The 20692-nt window shown below is 70.1% G+C and carries 21 protein-coding genes; 12 read left to right on the top strand and 9 right to left on the bottom strand.

What is annotated here, in order from left to right; translation table 11 throughout:
• The first annotated feature begins 204 nt into the window (after positions 1 to 204).
• Positions 205 to 984: a hypothetical protein gene (locus ACZ6D7_RS14200; protein ID WP_469489239.1), complete on the top strand. Its 780-nt coding sequence runs from the start codon at positions 205 to 207 to the stop codon at positions 982 to 984.
• A gap of 30 nt (positions 985 to 1014) precedes the next feature.
• Here the strand turns inward: ACZ6D7_RS14200 and ACZ6D7_RS14195 are convergent, their stop codons facing one another.
• Together ACZ6D7_RS14195 and ACZ6D7_RS14190 are read right to left on the bottom strand one after the other, a co-directional pair.
• On the bottom strand, positions 1015 to 3381 hold the full coding sequence (locus ACZ6D7_RS14195; protein ID WP_469489236.1) for an HAD-IC family P-type ATPase: 2367 nt from the start codon (positions 3379 to 3381) through the stop codon (positions 1015 to 1017).
• A gap of 143 nt (positions 3382 to 3524) precedes the next feature.
• Complete coding sequence (locus tag ACZ6D7_RS14190; RefSeq protein ID WP_469489233.1) at positions 3525 to 3776, bottom strand: DUF2530 domain-containing protein; 252 nt, start codon at positions 3774 to 3776, stop codon at positions 3525 to 3527.
• Positions 3777 to 3910: 134 nt separating this feature from the next.
• On the opposite strand from ACZ6D7_RS14190, the gene ACZ6D7_RS14185 reads away from it, so the two are divergent.
• Positions 3911 to 5296, top strand: coding sequence for an NCS2 family permease (locus ACZ6D7_RS14185; protein ID WP_469489230.1), 1386 nt, complete (start codon positions 3911 to 3913; stop codon positions 5294 to 5296).
• 48 nt (positions 5297 to 5344) lie between these two features.
• On the opposite strand, the gene ACZ6D7_RS14180 is transcribed toward ACZ6D7_RS14185, so the two are convergent.
• A complete protein-coding gene (locus ACZ6D7_RS14180) occupies positions 5345 to 5527 on the bottom strand; it encodes a ribbon-helix-helix protein, CopG family (protein WP_359581242.1) in 183 nt (60 codons plus the stop codon).
• 225 nt (positions 5528 to 5752) lie between these two features.
• On the opposite strand from ACZ6D7_RS14180, the gene ACZ6D7_RS14175 reads away from it, so the two are divergent.
• Together ACZ6D7_RS14175 and ACZ6D7_RS14170 are read left to right on the top strand one after the other, a co-directional pair.
• The gene (locus ACZ6D7_RS14175; RefSeq protein ID WP_133912015.1) at positions 5753 to 6190 is read left to right on the top strand and encodes a MarR family winged helix-turn-helix transcriptional regulator; all 438 of its coding nucleotides are present in this window, start codon (positions 5753 to 5755) and stop codon (positions 6188 to 6190) included.
• Positions 6191 to 6216: 26 nt separating this feature from the next.
• Entirely contained in the window at positions 6217 to 7569 is a 1353-nt protein-coding gene (locus ACZ6D7_RS14170) for an MFS transporter (protein WP_469489226.1), read from the top strand.
• 24 nt (positions 7570 to 7593) lie between these two features.
• On the opposite strand, the gene ACZ6D7_RS14165 is transcribed toward ACZ6D7_RS14170, so the two are convergent.
• Entirely contained in the window at positions 7594 to 8121 is a 528-nt protein-coding gene (locus tag ACZ6D7_RS14165; RefSeq protein ID WP_469489223.1) for a GNAT family N-acetyltransferase, read from the bottom strand.
• Between the two features lie 51 nt (positions 8122 to 8172).
• On the opposite strand from ACZ6D7_RS14165, the gene thpR reads away from it, so the two are divergent.
• Positions 8173 to 8745 carry an RNA 2',3'-cyclic phosphodiesterase gene (thpR, locus tag ACZ6D7_RS14160; protein ID WP_469489220.1) on the top strand — a complete coding sequence of 191 codons (573 nt, stop codon included), beginning with the start codon at positions 8173 to 8175 and terminating at the stop codon, positions 8743 to 8745.
• Between the two features lie 280 nt (positions 8746 to 9025).
• Here the strand turns inward: thpR and ACZ6D7_RS14155 are convergent, their stop codons facing one another.
• The 3 genes from ACZ6D7_RS14155 to ACZ6D7_RS14145 form a co-directional block, all read right to left on the bottom strand.
• The gene (locus ACZ6D7_RS14155) at positions 9026 to 10018 is read right to left on the bottom strand and encodes an aldo/keto reductase (protein ID WP_469489217.1); all 993 of its coding nucleotides are present in this window, start codon (positions 10016 to 10018) and stop codon (positions 9026 to 9028) included.
• Between the two features lie 48 nt (positions 10019 to 10066).
• The gene (locus ACZ6D7_RS14150) at positions 10067 to 10654 is read right to left on the bottom strand and encodes a Uma2 family endonuclease (RefSeq protein ID WP_469489214.1); all 588 of its coding nucleotides are present in this window, start codon (positions 10652 to 10654) and stop codon (positions 10067 to 10069) included.
• Positions 10655 to 10725: 71 nt separating this feature from the next.
• A complete protein-coding gene (locus tag ACZ6D7_RS14145) occupies positions 10726 to 11406 on the bottom strand; it encodes an SGNH/GDSL hydrolase family protein (RefSeq protein WP_469489211.1) in 681 nt (226 codons plus the stop codon).
• Between the two features lie 111 nt (positions 11407 to 11517).
• On the opposite strand from ACZ6D7_RS14145, the gene ACZ6D7_RS14140 reads away from it, so the two are divergent.
• The gene (locus ACZ6D7_RS14140; protein ID WP_469489207.1) at positions 11518 to 12513 is read left to right on the top strand and encodes a TolB-like translocation protein; all 996 of its coding nucleotides are present in this window, start codon (positions 11518 to 11520) and stop codon (positions 12511 to 12513) included.
• Between the two features lie 10 nt (positions 12514 to 12523).
• Here the strand turns inward: ACZ6D7_RS14140 and ACZ6D7_RS14135 are convergent, their stop codons facing one another.
• The gene (locus tag ACZ6D7_RS14135) at positions 12524 to 13285 is read right to left on the bottom strand and encodes a TetR/AcrR family transcriptional regulator (RefSeq protein ID WP_469489204.1); all 762 of its coding nucleotides are present in this window, start codon (positions 13283 to 13285) and stop codon (positions 12524 to 12526) included.
• Between the two features lie 87 nt (positions 13286 to 13372).
• Between ACZ6D7_RS14135 and ACZ6D7_RS14130 the strand changes: the two genes are divergently transcribed.
• From ACZ6D7_RS14130 to ACZ6D7_RS14120, 3 genes are all read left to right on the top strand, one after another.
• Positions 13373 to 14335 carry an ATP-binding cassette domain-containing protein gene (locus ACZ6D7_RS14130; RefSeq protein ID WP_469489201.1) on the top strand — a complete coding sequence of 321 codons (963 nt, stop codon included), beginning with the start codon at positions 13373 to 13375 and terminating at the stop codon, positions 14333 to 14335.
• The gene (locus ACZ6D7_RS14125; RefSeq protein WP_469489198.1) at positions 14332 to 15153 is read left to right on the top strand and encodes an ABC transporter permease; all 822 of its coding nucleotides are present in this window, start codon (positions 14332 to 14334) and stop codon (positions 15151 to 15153) included. The genes ACZ6D7_RS14130 and ACZ6D7_RS14125 overlap by 4 nt, the downstream gene beginning before the upstream one ends.
• A 159-nt stretch (positions 15154 to 15312) precedes the next feature.
• Positions 15313 to 16815: a cellulase family glycosylhydrolase gene (locus ACZ6D7_RS14120; protein ID WP_469489195.1), complete on the top strand. Its 1503-nt coding sequence runs from the start codon at positions 15313 to 15315 to the stop codon at positions 16813 to 16815.
• Positions 16816 to 17119: 304 nt separating this feature from the next.
• Here ACZ6D7_RS14120 and ACZ6D7_RS14115 read toward each other — a convergent pair whose 3' ends face one another.
• Positions 17120 to 17536 (bottom strand): ATP-binding protein, encoded by a 417-nt coding sequence (locus tag ACZ6D7_RS14115; RefSeq protein ID WP_469489192.1) that lies wholly within the window; start codon positions 17534 to 17536, stop codon positions 17120 to 17122.
• Positions 17537 to 17678: 142 nt separating this feature from the next.
• Here ACZ6D7_RS14115 and ACZ6D7_RS14110 point away from each other — a divergent pair, with 142 nt between their 5' ends.
• From ACZ6D7_RS14110 to ACZ6D7_RS14100, 3 genes are all read left to right on the top strand, one after another.
• Positions 17679 to 18548 (top strand): helix-turn-helix domain-containing protein, encoded by an 870-nt coding sequence (locus ACZ6D7_RS14110; RefSeq protein ID WP_469489188.1) that lies wholly within the window; start codon positions 17679 to 17681, stop codon positions 18546 to 18548.
• A complete protein-coding gene (locus ACZ6D7_RS14105) occupies positions 18545 to 18724 on the top strand; it encodes a DUF397 domain-containing protein (protein ID WP_469489185.1) in 180 nt (59 codons plus the stop codon). The genes ACZ6D7_RS14110 and ACZ6D7_RS14105 overlap by 4 nt, the downstream gene beginning before the upstream one ends.
• A 187-nt stretch (positions 18725 to 18911) precedes the next feature.
• A complete protein-coding gene (locus ACZ6D7_RS14100; protein WP_469489182.1) occupies positions 18912 to 20510 on the top strand; it encodes an alpha/beta hydrolase in 1599 nt (532 codons plus the stop codon).
• The last annotated feature ends 182 nt before the right edge of the window (positions 20511 to 20692 follow it).

Here is a 20692-nt window from a genome sequence, read left to right as displayed (position 1 = left end):
AGCAGATCGACGCGAAGCAGACCGACCTGAAGTAGGTCAGGTACCGCAACGGCCGGCCCCGGGGAGTCCCGGAGCCGGCCGTTTTTTCTTGCCTGTCCCTGCCGTCCTCTTACCTTTTTCGCCACGACGCGCCACCTACGTCACGGATCTCACCCCATGAGTCAAAAGACTCCCGAGATCACTCCTCTCCATCTGGGGAACCCCATGCGCATACGCGCCATCGTGGCCGCCGTCTCCGGCGCCGTGGCCCTCTCCGCCCTCGCCGCGCAGGCCGCCGGGACGGCGACGCCGGACGTCACCTTCTCCGGCGTGAAGTTCACCAAGGGCAAGAACGTCGTGGTCGACGCCTCGGCCCAGGCCGCCGTGCCGGTCACGTACACCATGACCCACCCCGCGACCCTGCAGGCCGCCACTTTCCGGACCGGCCCGGTCATCTACCGCGGCACCTCGGTCTCCAGCACCGCGATCAAGATCGTCAGCGACGACCGGGGCACCTGCACCGCCGCCTCGACGACCGTCCTGAACTGCAAGGCGACGATCACCATCCGTCCCTCCGACGGCGACCTGCTCAACTCCTACGCCGGCACCTGGAACGTGGGCGGCCTCGCCGTCGACGCCGACGCCCATGTGAAGTGGCAGGGCGGCCTCGGCACGGTCAAGGTGCTGCGCCGCACCAAGCTGACGGCCGACACCACCCCCGAGCCGGTGAGGAAGGGCGCGACCATCACGGTCACGGGCAAGCTGACCCGCGCCGACTGGGAGAACAACAGGTACGCCGGGTACACCGGCCAGCCGGTGACGCTCCAGTTCAAGAGGAAGGGCGCCACCGCCTACACCACCGTCAAGACCGTCAGGACCAGCTCGACCGGCGCCCTGAGGACCACGGTCACGGCCTCCGTGGACGGCTACTACCGCTTCGCCTTCGCCGGGACGGCGACCAGCCCGGCGGTCAGCGCGGCCGGCGACTTCGTCGACGTCCAGTAGGCGGCACAGGTGAGGTGAGAGGCCTCGCCATCAGACGGGAAAGCGGCGGTCGACCCATTTCCAGATGATCTCCAGGGCGGCCGCCGCCACCACCGACACGCCCACCGCGATCCACGGCATCGTCATCCCGACCAGCCGCAGCGCGAAGAACTCCTGGAGCCACGGCACCGCCAGCACCAGCAGGAACGCGCCGCCCATCGAGGCCACCAGCAGCACCCGCCACCAGGTGTAGGGGCGGGCGACGATCGCCAGGACCCACATGGAGATCAGGAACAGCGTGAGCGTCGCGACGCTGGTCTCCGCGTCCAGCGAGCCCTCGCCCGTGTAGTAGTGGCGGGCGATCAGATACGTCACGAAGGTCGCGATCCCGGCCAGCACCCCGCCGGGGATCGAGTACCGCATCACACGGCGCACGAAGTGCGGGCGGGCCCGTTCCTTGTTGGGGGCGAGGGCGAGGAAGAAGGCCGGGACACCGATGGTGAGGGTGGAGAGCAGGGTCAGATGGCGCGGCAGGAAGGGGTACTCGACCTGCCAGAACACCACCAGCAGCGCCAGCAGCACCGAGTACACCGTCTTCACCAGGAACAGCGTGGCCACCCGGGTGATGTTGCCGATGACCCGCCGGCCCTCCGCCACCACCGACGGCAGCGTGGCGAAGCTGTTGTTCAGCAGCACGATCTGGGCGACCGCCCGGGTGGCCTCGGAGCCCGATCCCATGGCGACGCCGATGTCCGCGTCCTTCAGCGCCAGGACGTCGTTCACCCCGTCGCCGGTCATCGCGACGGTGTGCCCGCGGGACTGGAGCGCGCCGACCATGTCCCGCTTCTGCTGCGGGGTGACCCGTCCGAACACGGTCCCCTCGTCGAGCGCGCGCCCCATCTCGGTCAGCTCGTCGGGCAGCCGGCGCGCGTCGACCGTGTGTCCGCTCAGCCCCAGCTTGGCGGCCACCGCCCCCACCGACACCGCGTTGTCCCCGGAGATGACCTTGGCCCGGACGTTCTGCTCGGCGAAGTAGCGCAGGGTGTCGGCGGCGTCGGGCCGCAGCCGCTGTTCGAGGACGACGAGGGCGGTGGGCCGGGCGCCCTTGGCCACGTCGGGGTCGTCCAGGTCGCGGGCGACACGGGCCAGCAGCAGCACCCGCAGCCCCTGCTCGTTGAGCCGCTCGGTCTCGTCGAGGGCGGGGTCGCCGGGGTCGAGGAGCACGTCCGGCGCGCCGAGCAGCCAGGAGCTGGACTCGCCGTTGCCCTCGCTGAAGCTGGCGCCGCTGTACTTGCGGGCGGAGGAGAAGGGGAGGGACTCGGTGCAGCGCCAGTCGTCGGCGTCGGGGTAGGCGTCGATGATCGCCCGGAGGGAGGCGTTGGGCCGCGGGTCGGACTCGCCGAGCGCGCCGAGCACCCGGCGTATGTACGTCCCGTCGCCGCCGTCCAGGGCACGGACCTCGGTGACGTCCATGCCGCCCTCGGTGAGGGTGCCGGTCTTGTCGAGGCAGACGGTGTCGACGCGGGCGAGGCCCTCGATGGCGGGGAGTTCCTGGACGAGGCACTGCTTGCGGCCGAGCCGGACGACGCCGATGGCGAAGGCGACGGAGGTGAGCAGGACCAGGCCCTCGGGGACCATGGGGACGATGCCGCCGACGGTGCGGGCGACGGAGTCCCTGAGGTCGTTCTCCTTGACGATGAGCTGGGTGATGACCAGGCCGACGGCGGCCGGGATCATCATCCAGGTCACGTACTTGAGGATGGTGGAGATGCCGGAGCGCAGCTCGGAGTGGACGAGGGTGAAGCGGGAGGCCTCCTCGGCGAGCTGGGCGGCGTAGGCCTCGCGGCCGACCTTGGTGGCCTGGAAGGCGCCGCCGCCGGCGACGACGAAGCTGCCCGACATGACCTCGTCCCCCGGCTGTTTGACGACGGGGTCGGCCTCGCCGGTGAGCAGTGACTCGTCGATCTCCAGTCCGTCGGCCTCGACGCACACCCCGTCGACCACGACCTTGTCGCCGGGTCCGATCTCGATGAGGTCGTCGAGGACGATCTCGGAGGTGGCGACCTCCAGGGCGATGCCCTCGCGCCGGACGGTGGGCCGGGCCTCCCCGATGACGGCGAGGGAGTCCAGGGTCTGCTTGGCCCGCCACTCCTGGATGATGCCGATGCCGGTGTTGGCGAGGATCACGAAGCCGAACAGGCCGTCCTGGATGGGGGCGACAACGAGCATGATCGCCCACAGGACGCCGATGATCGCGTTGAACCGCGTGAAGACGTTCGCCCGGACGATCTCGCCGAGGGACCGGCTGCTGCGGACGGGTACGTCGTTCACCTGACCGCGCGCGACCCGATCCACGACCTCGGCGGCGGTGAGACCGGTGGCCGTCGGCAGCCCGGCGGGGGCGTCGATATGGGTCATGCCATCGACGGTACGTGCGGATTTGGGGGTTCACCCCTTGGCGGACCGGAAGATCCGACCTCGGGAGGACGGGTGTAGTACGGCGGTCGTACGCCGTGTCCGGCCGGTCGGACGCGCGGGCCCCCGGGTCGTACGCGCGGGCTCTAACGGAGTGCGGCGGCCCGCTTGATGGCGGCGTCGCGCCTGCGCACGTACCAGATGCCGATGAGTCCGAGGCCGGCGCCCGCGAGGCAGGTCCACAGCCACCAGGTGTGTCCGTGGTCGTCGAACCAGCCGTAGAACGGGAGCTGGGCGAGGAAGAGGACGAACCAGAGGATCGTGCCGCCGGTGATGGTGGCGACCACGGGGCCCTCCAGGGGCTCCGGCGCCTCGTGCTTGGGGGTCCACTTCGCCATGGGGACAGCTTACGAGGCGGGTTCCGGGCGCCACGCGCCGCACGGGTCTACGCGCGGAGATAGCGTTGCGGGGATTTATACGTTCATACTGAAACCGTTTTGTGTTTGTCTACTTCTGATCGTAGGAACCTCTAATGGTCGACCGCTACTTCAAGATCTCCGAGCGGGGCAGCACGCTGCCGAGGGAGATCCGTGGCGGTTTCGCCACCTTCTTCGCGATGGCGTACATCATCGTGCTGAACCCGATCATCCTCGGCAGCGCCAAGGACATGTACGGGCATCAGCTCGACAACGGCCAGCTGGTCACCGCCACCTGTGTGACGGCGGCCTTCACCACGCTGCTGATGGGTGTCGTCGGCAATGTGCCGATCGCCCTCGCCGCCGGTCTCGGTGTGAACTCCGTCGTCGCGCTCCAGCTCGCGCCCCGGATGTCCTGGCCGGACGCGATGGGCATGGTCGTCCTCGCGGGCTTCGTCGTCATGCTGCTGGTCGCCACCGGCCTGCGCGAGCGGGTGATGAACGCCGTGCCGTACGGGCTGCGCAAGGCCATCTCGATCGGTATCGGCCTGTTCATCATGCTGATCGGTCTGGTCGACTCCGGCTTCGTCAGCCGGATCCCGGACGCCGCGCACACCACCGTCCCGCTCCAGCTCGGCGTCGACGGCCGTCTCGACGGCTGGCCGGTGCTGGTCTTCATCCTGGGCGCGCTGCTCACGCTGGCCCTGATCGTCCGCAAGGTGCCGGGCGCGATCCTGATCTCGATCGTCGCCATGACCGTCCTCGCGCTGATCATCAACGCCGTCGCGACCGTCCCGTCCTGGGGTCTGACCACCCCCGAGTGGCCCGGCAGCCCGGTCGCCACGCCCGACTTCGGGCTGATCGGCGAGGTCAGCCTGTTCGGCGGCTTCGACAAGGTCGGCGCGCTGACCGGCGTCCTCTTCGTCTTCACGGTCCTGCTGTCGTGCTTCTTCGACGCGATGGGCACGATCATGGGCGTCTCCGACGAGGCGAAGCTGACCGACGCCCAGGGCCAGATGCCCGGCATCAACAAAGTCCTCTTCGTCGACGGTCTCGCCGTCGCCGCCGGTGGCGCCAGCTCCTCCTCCGCCACCACCGCGTTCGTGGAGTCCACGGCCGGTGTCGGCGAGGGCGCCCGGACCGGCTTCGCGAACCTCGTCACGGGCGGCCTCTTCACCGTCGCGCTGTTCCTCACGCCGGTCGCCACCATGGTGCCCTCGCAGGCCGCCACCCCCGCCCTGCTGGCGGTGGGCTTCCTGATCCTGGCGGGCTCGGTCAAGGAGATCGACTGGGCCGACTACACGATCGCCGTGCCGGCGTTCATCACGATGGTGATGATGCCGTTCACCTACTCGATCACCAACGGCATCGGCATGGGCTTCATCACCTTCGCGCTGCTGCGCCTGGCGGCCGGCCGGGGCCGGGAGGTCCCGGTCCCGATGTACGTGGTCTCGGCGGTCTTCGTCTTCTACTACCTGATGCCGGCCCTCGGCCTGACCTGATCCGATCCGATCCGACCCGACCCGACTCGACCCGAGAGTTCTACGGGCTCAGGTGAGCCCGTAGAACTTCTCCGTCTCCTCGACGGCGGCCTGGAACCGCTCGTCGAAGTCATCCCGAATGAGCGTCTGGACGACATAGTCCTGGACGCTCATTCCCCTTTTGGCAGCGTGGTGGCGGAGCCGTTCGAGCAGCTCCCCGTCTATCCGCAGGCTGAGCACACTGGTCCCCATGCCTACGAGGGTCGCGGCACGGTTCGGGGTGGTGGGCGACGTTCCGCGGTCGTATCACCCGTATGAGTGATTCTGTGTTTTCTCGCGGGTGACGTGGGATGTCCGGGGATGTCCCCAGGTCCCGGCCCTGACGGCGGGTCCCGTCGGCTTCCGGTGGCGGGTCTCACGAGTCTCCCGGCGTGCCCCAGTGGTCTTTAGCGAGGGTAATGAGTTATGTTAAAGAACATGCCGGACCTTACACATGGCGACGACGCTGCCGCCGTGAACTCCCTGCGATCCGCCGTGATGCGGTTGTCCCGTCGGCTCAAGCACCAGCGGGTCGACGAGTCGCTGAGCCCCACCGAGATGTCGGTGCTCGGCACCCTGTCCCTGTGCGGCAGTGCCACCCCGGGTGAGCTGGCCCGCAAGGAGCATGTCCAGCCGCCGTCGATGACCCGCATCGTGGCGCTCCTCGAGGCCAAGGGCCTGGTCAGGCTGGAGCCGCACCCCGAGGACCGGCGCCAGAAGGTCGTCACCAAGACCGAGCAGGCCGAGGCCATGCTGGAGGAGAGCCGCCGCAAGCGGAACGCCTTCCTGGCCACCCTGGTCGACGGCCTCGACGAGGACGAGTGGGCGAAACTGCGCGCCGCCGCCCCCGTGCTGGAGAAGCTCGCACACTTGTAAGCAGCGCCAAGAGGAGGCGAACCCTTTTGAGTACGGGACCCGGAGCAGACTCCGCACCCGCACCGACCACCCCCGACACCCCGCGCACCCCTCCCGCCAGAACCTCGATGTTCGGCTCGTTGAAGGTCAGGAACTACCGCCTGTTCTTCGCCGGCCAGGTCGTCTCCAACATCGGCACCTGGATGCAGCGCATAGCGCAGGACTGGCTGGTCCTGAGCCTCACCGGCTCCGCCACCGCCGTCGGCGTCACGACCGCCCTCCAGTTCCTGCCGATGCTGCTCTTCGGTCTCTACGGCGGCGTCCTCGTCGACCGCTTGCCCAAGCGCCCGACGCTGCTGTTCACCCAGACGGCGATGGCCGTCACCGGCATCGCGCTCGCGCTGCTCACGCTCTCCGGACACGTCGAGGTCTGGCACGTCTACCTCGCCGCCTTCGCCGTCGGCCTCGCCACCGTCGTCGACAACCCGGCCCGCCAGTCCTTCGTCTCCGAGATGGTCGGCCCCGACCAGCTCCAGAACGCCGTCAGCCTCAACTCCGCGAACTTCCAGTCCGCCCGTCTCGTCGGCCCCGCCGTCGCCGGTGTGATGATCACCGGAGTCGGCACCGGCTGGGCGTTCCTCTTCAACGGCCTGTCCTTCGTCGCGCCCATGGCGGGCCTGCTGCTCATGCGGGCGCGCGAACTGCACGCCGTCGAGCGGGCGCCGCGCGCCAAGGGCCAGCTGCGCGAGGGGCTGCGCTATGTCGCCGGGCGCCCCGACCTGACCTGGACCATCGTCCTGGTCGGCTTCGTCGGCACCTTCGGCTTCAACTTCCCCGTCTACCTCTCCGCCTTCGCCGACGACGTCTTCCACGCCGGCGCCGGCTCCTACAGCCTCTTCAACACGCTGATGGCGGTCGGCTCACTGGGCGGCGCGCTGCTCGCGGCGCGGCGCGGCACGGCCCGGATGCGGGTGCTGATCGCGGCGGCCGTCGCCTTCGGCGCGGTGGAGATCGCCGCGGCGGGCGCGCCCTCCCTCTGGCTCTTCGCCCTCCTCATGGTCCCGATCGGCATGTTCGGCATGACGGTCAACGTCACCGCCAACACCAGCATCCAGATGGGCACCGACCCGGCCATGCGCGGCCGTGTCATGGCCCTCTACATGATGGTCTTCCTCGGCGGCTCCCCGGTCGGCGCCCCGATAGCGGGCTGGGTCACCGACGTGTACGGCGTCCGCGCGGGCCTCGCGGCGGGCGGCGCGATCGCCGCCCTGGCCGCCGTCACGATCGGCCTGGTCCTGACCCGCGTCGGCGGCCTGCGTCTCTCGGTCGGCTGGCAGCACGGCCATCCGCGGGTGCGGTTCGTACCCCGCGAGCGCCGGGAACTGGCACCGGTGGCGTAGCGGGTCGCCCCCCGCCGGCAGGCCCTACACCCGCCGCGCCAGCACCTGACCCGGCCACTCCTTCTCCTTCTCCCCGACGGTGTACGTCTCCGTCGGGGAGAAGCCCTGCGCCACGTAGTAGGCGACGAGCTTCCCGTCGGCGCCCGCGTAGCAGTCCACCCGCAGCAGGGTGACGCCGGCGGCGCGGGTCGCCTCGGCGGCGTGCGCGAGCAGCGCGGCGCCCGCCCCGTGCCCCTTGAAGCGCCGGTCGGAGGCGAGCCAGTGGATGTACCGCTCGGGCTCGCCGGGCGGCGGGAGATGGGACAGGTAGGCGCCCGGCGCGTCGGTGAGGGTGAGCGTGGCGGCCGGCACACCGTCGGCCTCGGCGATGAACACCTCGCCCTCGTTCATGTTCCGGACCACCGACTCCACCGTCTTCGGGTTCTCCGACAGCGGCTTCGACCCCCACTGGCCCGTACGCCCCTGTGAGACCAGCCACTCCACGCTGCTGTCGAGCATGCCGAGTATCGCGGGGAGGTCGTCGGGGCCGCCGTCTCTGATGGTGATCTCCATGACGCCCATAATGCCGGGCGTCCGGCGCCGCCACCCGGGAAAATCGGGGACATGAGACTCTTCGCCGCCGTGCTCCCCCCGGACGACATCGCCCGTGAACTCGCCGCCGAGGTGGCGGAGTTGCGCACGCTGCCCGGCGCGGACGCGCTGCGCTGGACCGGCCGCCCCGGCTGGCACTTCACCCTCGCCTTCTACGGCGAGGTCGACGACGACGTCGTACCGGAGCTGTCGGCGCGGCTGGCGCGGGCCGCGCACCGCACCGCCCCCTTCGTGCTGGCCGTGCGCGGCGGGGGCCAGTTCGGGCACGGGCGGGCGCTGTGGGCCGGGGCCGCCGGGGAGATGGCCACGCTGCGGCTGCTCGCCGACCGGGCGGAGGCGGCGGCCCGCAAGGCGGGCCTCGACATGGGGGAGCACCGCCGCTACAAGGCCCATCTGACGCTGGCCCGCAGCCGGGACGCGGTGGACGTCCGGCCGTACGTCGAGGCGCTCGACGCCTTCGCGGGCCGGACCTGGACGGTGGGGGAGCTGGTGCTGGTGCGCAGCAGCCTGCCGAGGTCCGGGGTGCCGGGGGAGCAGCCCCGCTATGAGCCGGTCGGGCGCTGGGCGCTCGGCGGGGCCGGTTAGGCTCGGTGTGTGGACCCGAAGACCAGGAACCGGATCATGGCCGGTGCGCTCGTGCTGATGTTTGTGGTGGTCGCGATGGCCGCGGCGGTCGGCAGGTAGGCCGGGGAACCGGCAGCCGGGCCGGGGAACCGCGCGTCGTCCGTCGTCCGTCGTCCGTCGTCCGTCGGCTGCGGGCCGCCGGCGGTCGATCGCGGCAGGGTGGCAGGGCGGCGGAGCCGCGGAGTGTCGCGGCCCCGCCCCCCTGTGGACTCACCGGGGTCCACCGGTTCACTCACCGGGTCTACCAGGCGAAGGCCTCAGGCGACGGCCCCGGGCCCGGGAAGATCTCGTCCAGGCCGGTCAGCAGCTCCTCGCTCAGCTCCAGGTCGACGGCGCGGATCGCCGACTCCAGCTGCTCGGCGGTGCGCGGGCCGACGATCGGGCCGGTCACGCCGGGGCGGGTGAGCAGCCAGGCCAGGGCGGTCTCGCCGGGCTCCAGCCCCTGCTTGTCGAGGAGGTCCTCGTACGCCTGGATCCGGCCGCGGGCGGTGGGGTCGGCCAGGGTGTCGGCGGCCCGGCCGGAGGCGCGGCGGCCGCCCTCGATCTCCTTGCGGATGATCCCGCCCAGCACACCGCCGTGCAGCGGCGACCACGGGATGACGCCGAGCCCGTACTCCTGCGCGGCCGGGACGACCTCCATCTCGGCGCGGCGCTCGGCCAGGTTGTAGAGGCACTGTTCGCTGACGAGGCCGATGGTGCCGCCGCGCCGGGCGGCGGTCTCGTTGGCCTGGGCGATCTTGTAGCCGGGGAAGTTCGAGGAGCCGGCGTAGAGGATCTTGCCCTGCTGGACGAGGACGTCGATCGCCTGCCAGATCTCGTCGAACGAGGTGAGGCGGTCGATGTGGTGGAACTGGTAGAGATCGATGTAGTCGGTCTTCAGCCGCCTGAGGCTGGCGTCGACGGCCCGCCGGATGTTCAGCGCGGAGAGCTTGTCCTGGTTCGGCCACGGGTCGCCTTCGGCGGCCATGTTGCCGTACACCTTGGTGGCGAGCACGACCTTCTCGCGCCGTTCGCCGCCCTTCGCGAACCAGTTGCCGATGATCTCCTCGGTACGGCCCTTGTTCTCGCCCCAGCCGTACACGTTCGCGGTGTCGAAGAAGTTGATGCCCGCGTCCAGGGCCGAGTCCATGATCGCGTGGGAGTCGGTCTCGTCGGTCTGCGGGCCGAAGTTCATGGTGCCGAGGACGAGGCGGCTGACCTTGAGTCCGGTACGTCCGAGCTGCGTGTACTTCATGAAACGCAAGCCAACGACTTGGAGTGCGCTCCATGCAAGGGGGTTCGGTCAGTCGCGGGGGAAGGTGTCCGTCGTGAGGGTGAGGTCGACGACGGTTCCGGTGAGGTCGATGTCGGTGCCGAAGTCGACCCTCGTCATCGTGGTGTAGTCGCCGTCCTTGGGGTCGGTGTGGACGCAGCAACGGCCTCGGTAGGGGTCGGCGATGAGGTAGACGGGGACCTCGGCGGTCGCGTAGGCGGTCTTTTTGGGGCCGTAGTCGTTGGCGGCGGTGCCACTGGAGATGACCTCGGCGACAAATTCGACGTCCTCGTGGCGCCAGCGGCCCTCGTCGTCGGCCTCCGCGGAGTCGCGGAGCTTGACCACGTCGGGGCAGAAGCCGTTCTCGTGGCCGGGGAAGTCGATGCGGACGCCGGAGAAGACCTTGATGCTCTTCCCGAACTTCTCGCGCACGGCCCAGGCGATCTGGAAGATGATCTCCCAGTGAGTGGCCCTCTGAGGTGTCATGTGGACGTTGCCCCCGACGATCTCGACCCTGAATCCTTCGGGGACGGGCATCCGCTCCAGGCGCTCGAACCACTCGTCCAAACTCTGGGTGTTGGCGTCGGCCATCGCGATCCTGTCTTCAAGGACGGTCATCGTGGCGCTCCTCCCCGGCCGCCCTCGCTCAGGTGCGGCCGCGCAGTACAACGATACGCACGGCGCCCCGGTCACGCGGTGATCCCGTACTCCCCGCCCACCCCCCACGCCTGGTGCATCGCCCCCGCGAACGTCCCCGCCAGCTTGTGTTCGCCGCCCGCGTTGGGGTGGGTGCCGTCGTAGGTGTCGGTGTGGATGTCCCAGGTCTCCGGGACCGAGGCCAGGAGGATCGGGGAGCCCGGGGTGTCCAGGTCGGCGGCCGCCTTCGCCAGGCGTTCGTTGAAAGCCGCGACCTCGGCGGCGAAGGGCGCGTCGTTCACGGCGCGGACGTTCGGGATCACCGGCAGCCAGACCATGCGCACGCGCGGGTTCGCGGAGCGCGCCTCGGCCGTGAACGCCCGGACGTTCTCCGCCGTCTGCTCCGCGTTCGTGTAGAAGCCCAGGTCGATCAGGCCCAGGGAGACCAGCAGCACGTCCGCCCGGGACGCCTGTACCGCCTCGCGGATCAGCGGAGCCATGTGCAGCCAGCCCTCGCCCCAGCCGGCCAGATGGGTGCGGGGGAAGTCGGGTTCGGCGTACGCGTACGACGTGGGCGCGTCCGCCGTCTTGTCGTAGAGCGTCTCGCGCGGGCCGACCAGGGTGAAGGGCCCGCGGTACGTCGCGCACAGGTGGCGCCACATGCGGTAGCGCCAGGTGTGCTCGCCCGCGCTGCCGATCGTCATCGAGTCGCCCACGGGCATGAACCTAAGCATCCGCTCATGATGCTGGATCGTCGGACGATCACAGGAGCCCCGCACCGTGTGAGGCTGGCCACGACACCTGGCCCCACCCGGAACGGGCGGGCGGGATGGCAGGCTTGGGGCATGCCTCGACCCTTCGCCGGCCGTGCCGGAGCCCTCCTCACCGGAGCCCTCCTCATGGGCGCGTTCGCCGTGCCCGCGTCCGCCGCCGACGGCGACAAGGGGTTCACCATCGAGGATCCGCGCATCACCGAGTCCAGCGGCCTGGCCGCCTCCCGGCAGCACCCCGGCATCTACTGGACCCACAACGACAGCGACGACGGCCCCTACCTCTACGCCGTCGACAGCGCGACCGGGAAGACCGTCGCCCGGCTCACCCTCACCGGCATCGGCACCCCGCGTGACGTCGAGGCGATCTCGATCGGGCCCGACAACCAGATCTACGTCGGTGACATCGGCGACAACCTCGGCGGCAGCTGGCAGTACGTGTGGATCTACCGGCTGCCCGAGCCGAAGACGCTCACCGACGCGACCGTCCGCGCCACGCAGTACATCGTCAAGTACTCCGACGGGGCCCGGGACGCCGAGTCGCTCCTCGTCCACCCCAAGACCGGGCGGGTCTACCTCATCGACAAGAACGAGGACGGCGGACACCTCTACGAGGGACCGGCCACGCTCTCGCCCTCCGGCTCGAACATCTTCAAGCCCGCCGCCCCCGTCGAGCTGTGGGCCACCGACGCCGCCTTCTCCCCGGACGGCACCCAGCTCGCCGTCCGCGGCTACTTCGGAGGCATCTCCTACGACTGGAACGGCGGCGCCATCAAGCGCGAGGGCCGTCTCGACGTGCCCCTCCAGCGGCAGGGGGAGTCCGTCAGCTACTCCGCCGACGGCAGCAAGCTCATGTACGGCAGCGAGGGGTCCGGCAGTTCGGTGGTGGCGGAGGACGCGCCCGAGGGCGCCGCCGATGCCAAGTCGCCGTCCGGCGGAGGCGGTTCGGACGACTCCGGGAGCGAGGACGGCGGCTCCTCGGCGGGCGGCAGCGTCAAGCTGGGCGCGCTCGCCGTCGCCGCGGTCTTCGCCGCCGTGTTCGGCCTCCGGCGCCTGCGGCGCCGCGACTGAGCCCTCACCCTCAGTCCGCCGCTCTCCGCCGCTCGACCAGCACTTCCAGCCCGTCCAGGATCCGCTGCAGGCCGAACCCGAAGTGGTCGAACGCCGGGCTCCAGGTGTCCTCGGCGAGGGAGGCCAGGACCGGGTAGCGGCCGGTGGCCATGATCTTCTCGACGAACGGCGCCTGGGCGGCGTAGAAGTCGGCGGTCGTCATGCCCGTCACGCGCTCGGCCGCCTCCTCGTAGACCTGGGTGCGCGCGGCTCCGACGACGTATCCGTCGACCATGATGACCGCCGAGACCAGCTCGGGATCGGTCAGGCCCATCGGGCGGATCCGGCCGAGCACCTTCTCCATGCCGTCCAGCGCGCTCGGGCCGAGCAGCGGGCGGGTCTGGTTCATGTCCAGCAGCCAGGGGTGGCGGCGGTAGAGGGCGAGGGTGGCGTGCGCCATCGCCTCCAGCGCGGAGCGCCACGTGCCGTCGCCGAGGGCGGCCGGGTTCTCGGAGGGCCGCTGGACCCGGTCCAGCATCAGGTCGAACAGCTCGGCCTTCCCGGGCACGTACCGGTAGAGGGACATCGCGCCCGTCCCCAGTTCCGTGGCGATCCGGCGCATCGAGACCCCGGCGATGCCGTCCCGGTCGGCGACCTCGACCGCGGTCTCCACGATCCGCTCCAGCGTCAGCCCCGGCTTCGGGCCGCGGCTGGGCCGCCGGCCGGTGTCCCACAGCAGCTCGAGGGTGCGGTTGATGTCGCCGCCGCCGCTGGTCTCCGTACTGCTCGTCATGGAGGCAGCTTAGTTCCGCCCGAAAAAACCGAGTACGGCGTACGCGTAATCGGGTACGGTGTACTCAGTTACCGAGGGAGGGAACCGATGGCTGACGGATACGCCGTACGGGCCGAAGGACTGGAGAAGCGGTACGGCGACAAACGGGCGCTCGACGGATTCGACCTGACCGTCCGGGAGGGCACCGTGCACGGCCTGCTCGGGCCGAACGGCGCCGGGAAGACCACCGCCGTGCGCATCCTGTCCACGCTCGTCCGGCTGGACGGAGGGCGCGCGGAGGTCGCCGGCCTCGACGTGGCCCGCCGACCGCGCGAGGTACGGGCACGGATCGGGCTCACCGGGCAGTACGCGGCCGTGGACGAGGTGCTCACCGGCCGGCAGAACCTGGAGATGTTCGGCCGCCTCTTCCACCTGGGCGGCGGGCGGGCCAGGGCGCGCGCTGCCGAGCTGCTGGAGCGCTTCGACCTGACCGACGCCGCCGACAAGGGCGTCGGCGGCTACAGCGGCGGCATGCGGCGCCGCCTCGACCTCGCCGCGTCGATGATCCTCGCCCCGGCCGTCCTCTTCCTCGACGAGCCGACGACGGGACTGGATCCCCGTAGCCGGGGCGAAGTCTGGGAGTCCGTACGGGCGCTGGTGGAGGGCGGCACGACCGTGCTGCTCACCACCCAGTATCTGGAGGAGGCCGACCGGCTCGCCTCCCGGATCACCGTCATCGACCAGGGCCGCGCCATCGCCGACGACACCCCGGACGGTCTGAAGGACACCGTCGGCGGGGACCGGATCGAGGTCGTGGTCGCCGAGCGCTCCGAGATCCCGGCCGTGGTGAAGGTGGTGGCGCGCGTCTCCGACGGCGAACCCGAGGCGGACGAGCGGGAGTTGCGGGTGCACGCCCCCGTGTCCGACCGGGTGGCCGCCCTCACCGAGGTGGCCCGCGCCCTGCGCGACGAGGGCGTCCACGCCGAGGACATCGGACTGCGCAGGCCGAGCCTCGACGACGTCTTCCTGCGCCTGACCGGACACCGCACGGAGAAGGAGGCGGCGGCATGAGCAGCAGCAGTAGTACGGTCGACAGCGCCCGGGGGCCGGTGTACTGGCTGTTCTCCGACTGCTGGAACATCGTCCGCCGCGGCCTCACCCACTACCAGCGCCAGCCCGTCAACATCGCCTGGCAACTGGGCTTCCCGATCCTCTCCGTGCTGCTGTACGGCTATGTCTTCGGCAGCGCCATGACGGTGCCCGGCGGCGGGGACTACAAGGACTTCCTGATGCCCGGGATGTTCGTGATGACGATGGCCTTCGGCTTCATCAACACGGCCACCGTGGTGGTGTACGACTCCACCAAGGGCGTCATCGACCGGTTCCGCTCCATGCCGATGGCGTCCTCCGCGGTGGTCGCCGGGCGCGGGGTCACCGATCTCCTCGTCGCCTGCGCCGAGTTGGGGATCATGATGCTCACCGCGCTGGCCATGGGCTGGCGGCCGGACGCGGGCTGGGGCTTCCTCGCCGCGTTCGGGCTGCTGCTGTGGCTGCGGTTCGCGCTGATCTGGGTCGGGGTGTGGCTGGGGCTGCTGGTGCCCAACCCGGAGGCGGCGGGCGGACTGTTCGCCGTGGCCTTCCCGCTGACGATGATCTCCAGCATCTTCGTCGCGCCCCAGCTGATGCCGGACTGGCTGGGCTTCGTGGCCGCCTGGAACCCGATCTCGTCCACGGCCGCCGCCGCGCGCGACCTGTTCGGGACGCCGGTCGGGGGCGGTGACTCCTGGGTCGAGCAGCACGCGCTGCTGATGGCGGGGGTGTGGCCGCTGGTGCTGACGCTGGTCTTCCTGCCGCTGGCCGTGCGCAGGTTCCACAAGCTCGGGCGGTGACTTCCGGAAGCGGCGGCGCCTTCCCGGTGCCGCCGCTTCCGGTCTCCCCTGCCGCCCTCCTTGACGTGGTCATGGTGTGTCAGTTTCCTGGGTGGTGCGCGGTGTATGGGAGCGCTCCCATGTTCCGGGCCCGCGCCGCCCCCGAGAGGAAGCAACGCCATGTTCCGCAACCTCCGCAGAGCGCTGTGCGCCGCCGTCGCGGCCCTGCTGCTCCCCCTGGCGGCAGGCGCGCAGACCGCCCACGCGGCCGATGCCGGCGCCGGCTACTGGCACACCAATGGCCGCCAGATCCTCGACGCCGCCGGGCAGCCGGTCCGGATCGCCGGGATCAACTGGTTCGGCTTCGAGACCGGCAACCACGTCGTCCACGGCCTGTGGTCCCGCGACTACAAGAGCATGATCGACCAGATGAAGTCGCTGGGCTACAACACGATCCGCATCCCCTACAGCGACGACATCTTCAAGAGCTCGACCGTCCCCGACAGCATCGACTTCAGCGGCGGCAAGAACGCCGACCTGCAAGGACTCAGCTCCTTGGGCATCCTCGACAAGATCGTCGCGTACGCCGGTCAGGGCGGCCTCAAGGTCATCCTCGACCGGCACCGCCCGGACGCCGGCGGCCAGTCCGCGCTCTGGTACACCTCGGCCGTCCCCGAGTCGACGTGGATCACCAACCTCAAGTCCCTGGCGGCCCGTTACGCCGGTCAGCCCACGGTCATCGGCATCGACCTGCACAACGAGCCCCACGACCCCGCCTGCTGGGGCTGCGGCGACACCGCGACCGACTGGCGGCTGGCCGCGCAGCGGGCCGGCAACGCGGTCCTCTCCGTCAACCCGGACCTGCTGATCTTCGTCGAGGGCGTGCAGACCTTCAACGGCGTCTCCGGCTGGTGGGGCGGCAACCTGATGGGCGTCGCCCAGTACCCGGTGCAGCTGAGCGTGGCCAATCGGGTGGTGTACTCGGCGCACGACTACGCGACGAGCGTGGCCCAGCAGAGCTGGTTCAGCGACCCCACCTTCCCCGCCAACATGCCGGGGATCTGGGACAAGTACTGGGGCTACATCTTCAAGCAGAACATCGCGCCGGTGTGGGTGGGCGAGTTCGGCACGACGCTCGCCTCGACGGTGGACCAGAAGTGGCTCGCGGCCCTGGTGAGCTACCTCCGCCCGACGTCGACGTACGGCGCCGACTCCTTCCACTGGACCTTCTGGTCCTGGAACCCCAACTCCGGTGACACGGGAGGCATCCTGAAGGACGACTGGCAGACCGTGGACACGGTGAAGGACGGCTACCTGACGAGCGTCAAGGCACCGGGCTTTCCGGGCACGGGCGGCGGGGGCGGCGGGGGTGGTGGCGGTACGGCCGCCTGCTCGGCCGCCTACACCGTCACCAGCGACTGGGGCGGCGGTTTCAACGCCGACGTGAAGGTCACCAACACCGGGACGACGGCGATCTCGTCCTGGAGGGTGACGTGGACCTGGAGCGGCTCGCAGCAGGTGACGAGCATGTGGAACGCGTCGTACACGCAGACGGGGTCCGCGGTCACCGCGACGAACGCCTCCCACAACGGCTCGATCGCGGCGGGCGGCTCGACGAGCTTCGGCTTCGGGGGCGCGCCCGGCGGCGGGGGTACGCCGAGCGTGAGCTGCACGGCGGCGTGAGCCCGGCCGCCCGGTCGCGCACGGGGTGTGCGGCCGGGCGGCCGTCTTCGCGTGCGTGACCCGTCCCCGTGGTCACGGCTCGAGTACGTACAGCCGGACCATGTCGTCGCCGGCCTCCCATCGAGGCGGGCGAGAGCGTTCGGGGGTGTGCCAGCACTCGTCATCACGCGGCGGGGCCAGGCGGCGCCCGGCCGCGCAGGAGCGTCTGGCCCAGCGGCGCCAGCGGGCCTCGTAGGGGCTGGGGAGCGGCCGCACGCACGGGTCCGGGGGGCGGCCTTCCGGCGCGGGGCGCCGCGCCGGCGCCTCACGCGTCCGCCGGAACATACGTCCCCTCCGGGAGCAGGAACCGCGCCCACACGCACTTCGTGTGCCGCTGACGTGTGTGTCCCCAGCCGTGGGCCAGCTCCCCGACCAGCGTGAGCCCGCGACCGCCTTCTGTGTCCGGGCCGCGCTCCCGCACCTCCGGGAGGCGGTCCCGGTCCGGGTCGTAGACCTCCAGGAAGAGGTACGGCCCCCGCAGCGTGAGCGTGATCCTGACCTGGGCGCAGGACACCTGGCAGTGGGTCACGGCGTTGGTCACGAGTTCGTTCGCCGAGAGGGTCACGTCGTCGGCGAGGCCGCCGCTGATCCCCCAGTTCCCGAGGGCCTTGTGGACGCTGTGCCGGGCGGCGGGCACGTGGTCTCTGCGCTTGGGGATGGTGAAGGTTTCGGTTGTGGGCATGGGCTGAAGCTAGGGGCGGATCCGGCACCCGCACAATGCCAACCAATGAATACATGCATGCGTGCCACTCGATCGGGTGATGCACCCGCAAAGTTGCCGTGCCTGTGGCAGGGTGCTGCGGAAAGCTAGAGGGGAGACAGGCATGCCCGCAGGTGGACGGCCGACGGTACGCAGCAGGCGTTTGGGTACGGCGCTCCGCCAGTACCGTCAGGCGGCCAAGCTGGACCAGCCGCAGGCCGCAGAGGTCATCGCGTCAAGTCAGGCCAGGATCAGCCGCGTTGAGAGCGGGCATGCGACACCGCGCGTCATCGAGGTGCGACTGCTGCTGGACGCGTACGGCGTCACGGGCGAAGAAGTCCGCGACAAGCTGGAAGAGTTGGCCAAGCACTCGAAGAACCGCGGCTGGTGGCTCGAGCACGCAGAGCACCTGAGGCCGGACTACGTCGATCACATCGCGCTGGAAGACGATGCCACGTACATCCGTGAGTGGCAGCCGGTCATGGTGCCGGGGCTGTTGCAGACCCCGGAGTATGCGGAGGCGGCCATCTCCGGTGGCCCTCACTACATCGAGCCGGAGCGGGTTGCGCATCTGGTGAAGGTCCGGATGGCGCGGCAGGCGAAGATCGCTGAGGGCGGCGCCTCGTACACGGCCATCCTCTGGGAGGCGGTCGTCACCCACCCGCTGGTCGGCGTCGAGATTCACCGGGAGCAGTTGTCCGCGATCCTTGAGATCGGGAAGCGGAAGAACGTCACTGTGCAGGTACTGCCGTTCAGCGCAGGCGTGTTGGCTGGTTACTCCTCCGCGTTCTACTCCTTCAGCTTCGGCGCGGAGCCGACCGTCGAAGCGGTCGCCATGGACAATCTGCGAGGCGCTTCGGTGCTCGAAGGGCCCGAGGACCTTGCCGCTTACGCCAATGCATACGACCTACTACGATCGTCGGCATTGGCGCCGGACACGAGCGCGAAGCTCATCCGGGGCATACTTCGGAGCTTGAAGGAAGACGCATCGTGACCGAGGTCGTAAGCCCGTTCTGGAAGTCGTCGTACTCGGGACAGGAGAACGCCTGCGTCGAGGTCGCCGACACGGCCTCCGGTGGCCGCGCCGTCCGCGACAGCAAGCACCCCGCCGGCCCCCTCCTCACCGTCTCCCGCGAAGGCTGGCAGGCGTTTCTCCGGCAGTTCGGGTGACGGTCGGCGTCAGCCCGTACCGCCCTGACGTGGTGACAGCTTTCCCCTGCGTGTCAGGCGCCCCTGAACCAAATGAGTTCCAATTTTCGGTCGAAATGCTTCTTGCGGCCGTGCTTCTTCGGCAGGATCCCGCCAGGGCCGTGAACCTTTCGGTCCTGTCGAACCCCCCATGCTGTGAAGGAACTTCATGAGAAGAAGCACAGCCGTGCTGTGCGGCGCGACCGTCGTGCTGGCCGGATCTCTCACGGCCGTCCCGGCCGAGGCCGCCACGCCGCAGTCCGCGCAGGCAGCCCAGGCGCCGAAGGTCGCCTGGAAGAAGTGCGCCACGGACGAGTACCCGACGCTCCAGTGCGCGTCGGTGAAGGTGCCGCTCGACTACGCCAAGCCGCAGGGCCGGAAGATAACCCTGGCCCTGTCCCGGGTTCCGCACACCGCGCGGAAGTACCAGGGGCCGCTGCTGGTCAACCCCGGTGGCCCCGGCGGCAGCGGTCTGACCCTCGCCGGGTTCGTGGCGTCCTCGCTGCCCAAGGCGGTCGCGTCCCAGTACGACGTCATCGGCTTCGACCCGCGTGGCGTGGGCAAGAGCAAGCCCGCCCTGAACTGCAAGCCGGGCCACTTCAACCCGGTCCGCCCGGACTCCGTGCCCAGCACCTCCGCGATCGAGAAGGCCAACCTCGCGCGCGCCAAGTCCTTCGCCAAGGCCTGCGGCACGAAGTACGCGGACGTCCTGCCGTACATCAACACGGTCAGCGCCGTGAAGGACATGGACCAGATCCGCAAGGCACTCGGCGCCAAGAAGATCAACTACTTCGGCTACTCGTACGGCACCTACCTGGGCCAGGTCTACGCCAAGCTCTTCCCGACCCGGGTGCGCCGCCTGGTCCTGGACTCGATCGTCGACCCCGACGGGGTCTGGTACGACGCCAACATCTCTCAGGACTACGCCTTCGACGCCCGTCACAAGGCGCTCATGGCGTGGATCGCCAAGTACGACAGCACGTACAAGCTCGGCACCGACCCGGCCGCGATCGAGGCCAAGTGGTACGCGATGCGGGCGGAACTCGCCAAGAAGCCGGCCGGCGGCAAGGTGGGCGCCTCCGAGCTGGAGGACACCTTCATCCCCGGCGGCTACTACAACGGCTACTGGCCGTCCCTCGCCGAGGCGTTCGCGGCCTACGTGAACGACAAGAAGTCCGCTCCGCTGGTCGAGGCGTACGAGAACTTCGCGGCCGTCGACGCCTCCGGCGACAACGGCTACAGCGTCTACACCGCCGTCCAGTGCCGTGACGTCTCCTGGCCGCGTGACTGGAACCAGTGGCGCAAGGACAACTGGTCCGTGTACTCCAAGGCCCCGTTCATGGCCTGGAACAACGCCTGGTACAACGCGCCGTGCGCGTACTGGCCCACCAAGACGCTGAAGCCGGTGAACGTCGCCAACAGCAAGCTCCCGCCGGTGCTGCTGTTCCAGGCGACCGACGACGCGGCCACCCCGTACCAGGGCGGCGTCACCGTCAACCGCCTGCTCAAGCACTCCAGCCTGGTGGTCGAGCAGGGCGGCGGCAACCATGGCATCACGCTGAGCGGCAACGCCTGCCTGGACAAGTACCTGGCCAAGTACCTCACCGACGGCACGGTCCCGCACGGCAGCGGCGTGGCCGACGCGGTCTGCAAGAAGACCGCGGACCCCAAGCCGGCGACCACGGCGACGTCCGCCCTGACCGCGGACCGGTCGGCCACCGCGGCCCCCGGCGACACCCTGCACGGGCTGCTGGGCTTCCGCGGCTGAGCCACCTGTCACCGAGGAGGGCGCCTGGGAGCTCATCGGTGAGTGAGAACGCAGAGGGGGGGGGGGGGGGGGGGGGGGGGGGGGGGGGGGGGGGGGGGGGGGGGGGGGGGGGGGGGGGGGGGGGGGGGGGGGGTGGGGGGGTGGTTTAGGTCGGTGGTGGATGCGCGAGGTTCCTGGGGTGC

The organism is Streptomyces sp. NPDC041784, from assembly GCF_055591025.1.
This window is presented reverse-complemented; position numbering and strand designations above follow the sequence as displayed.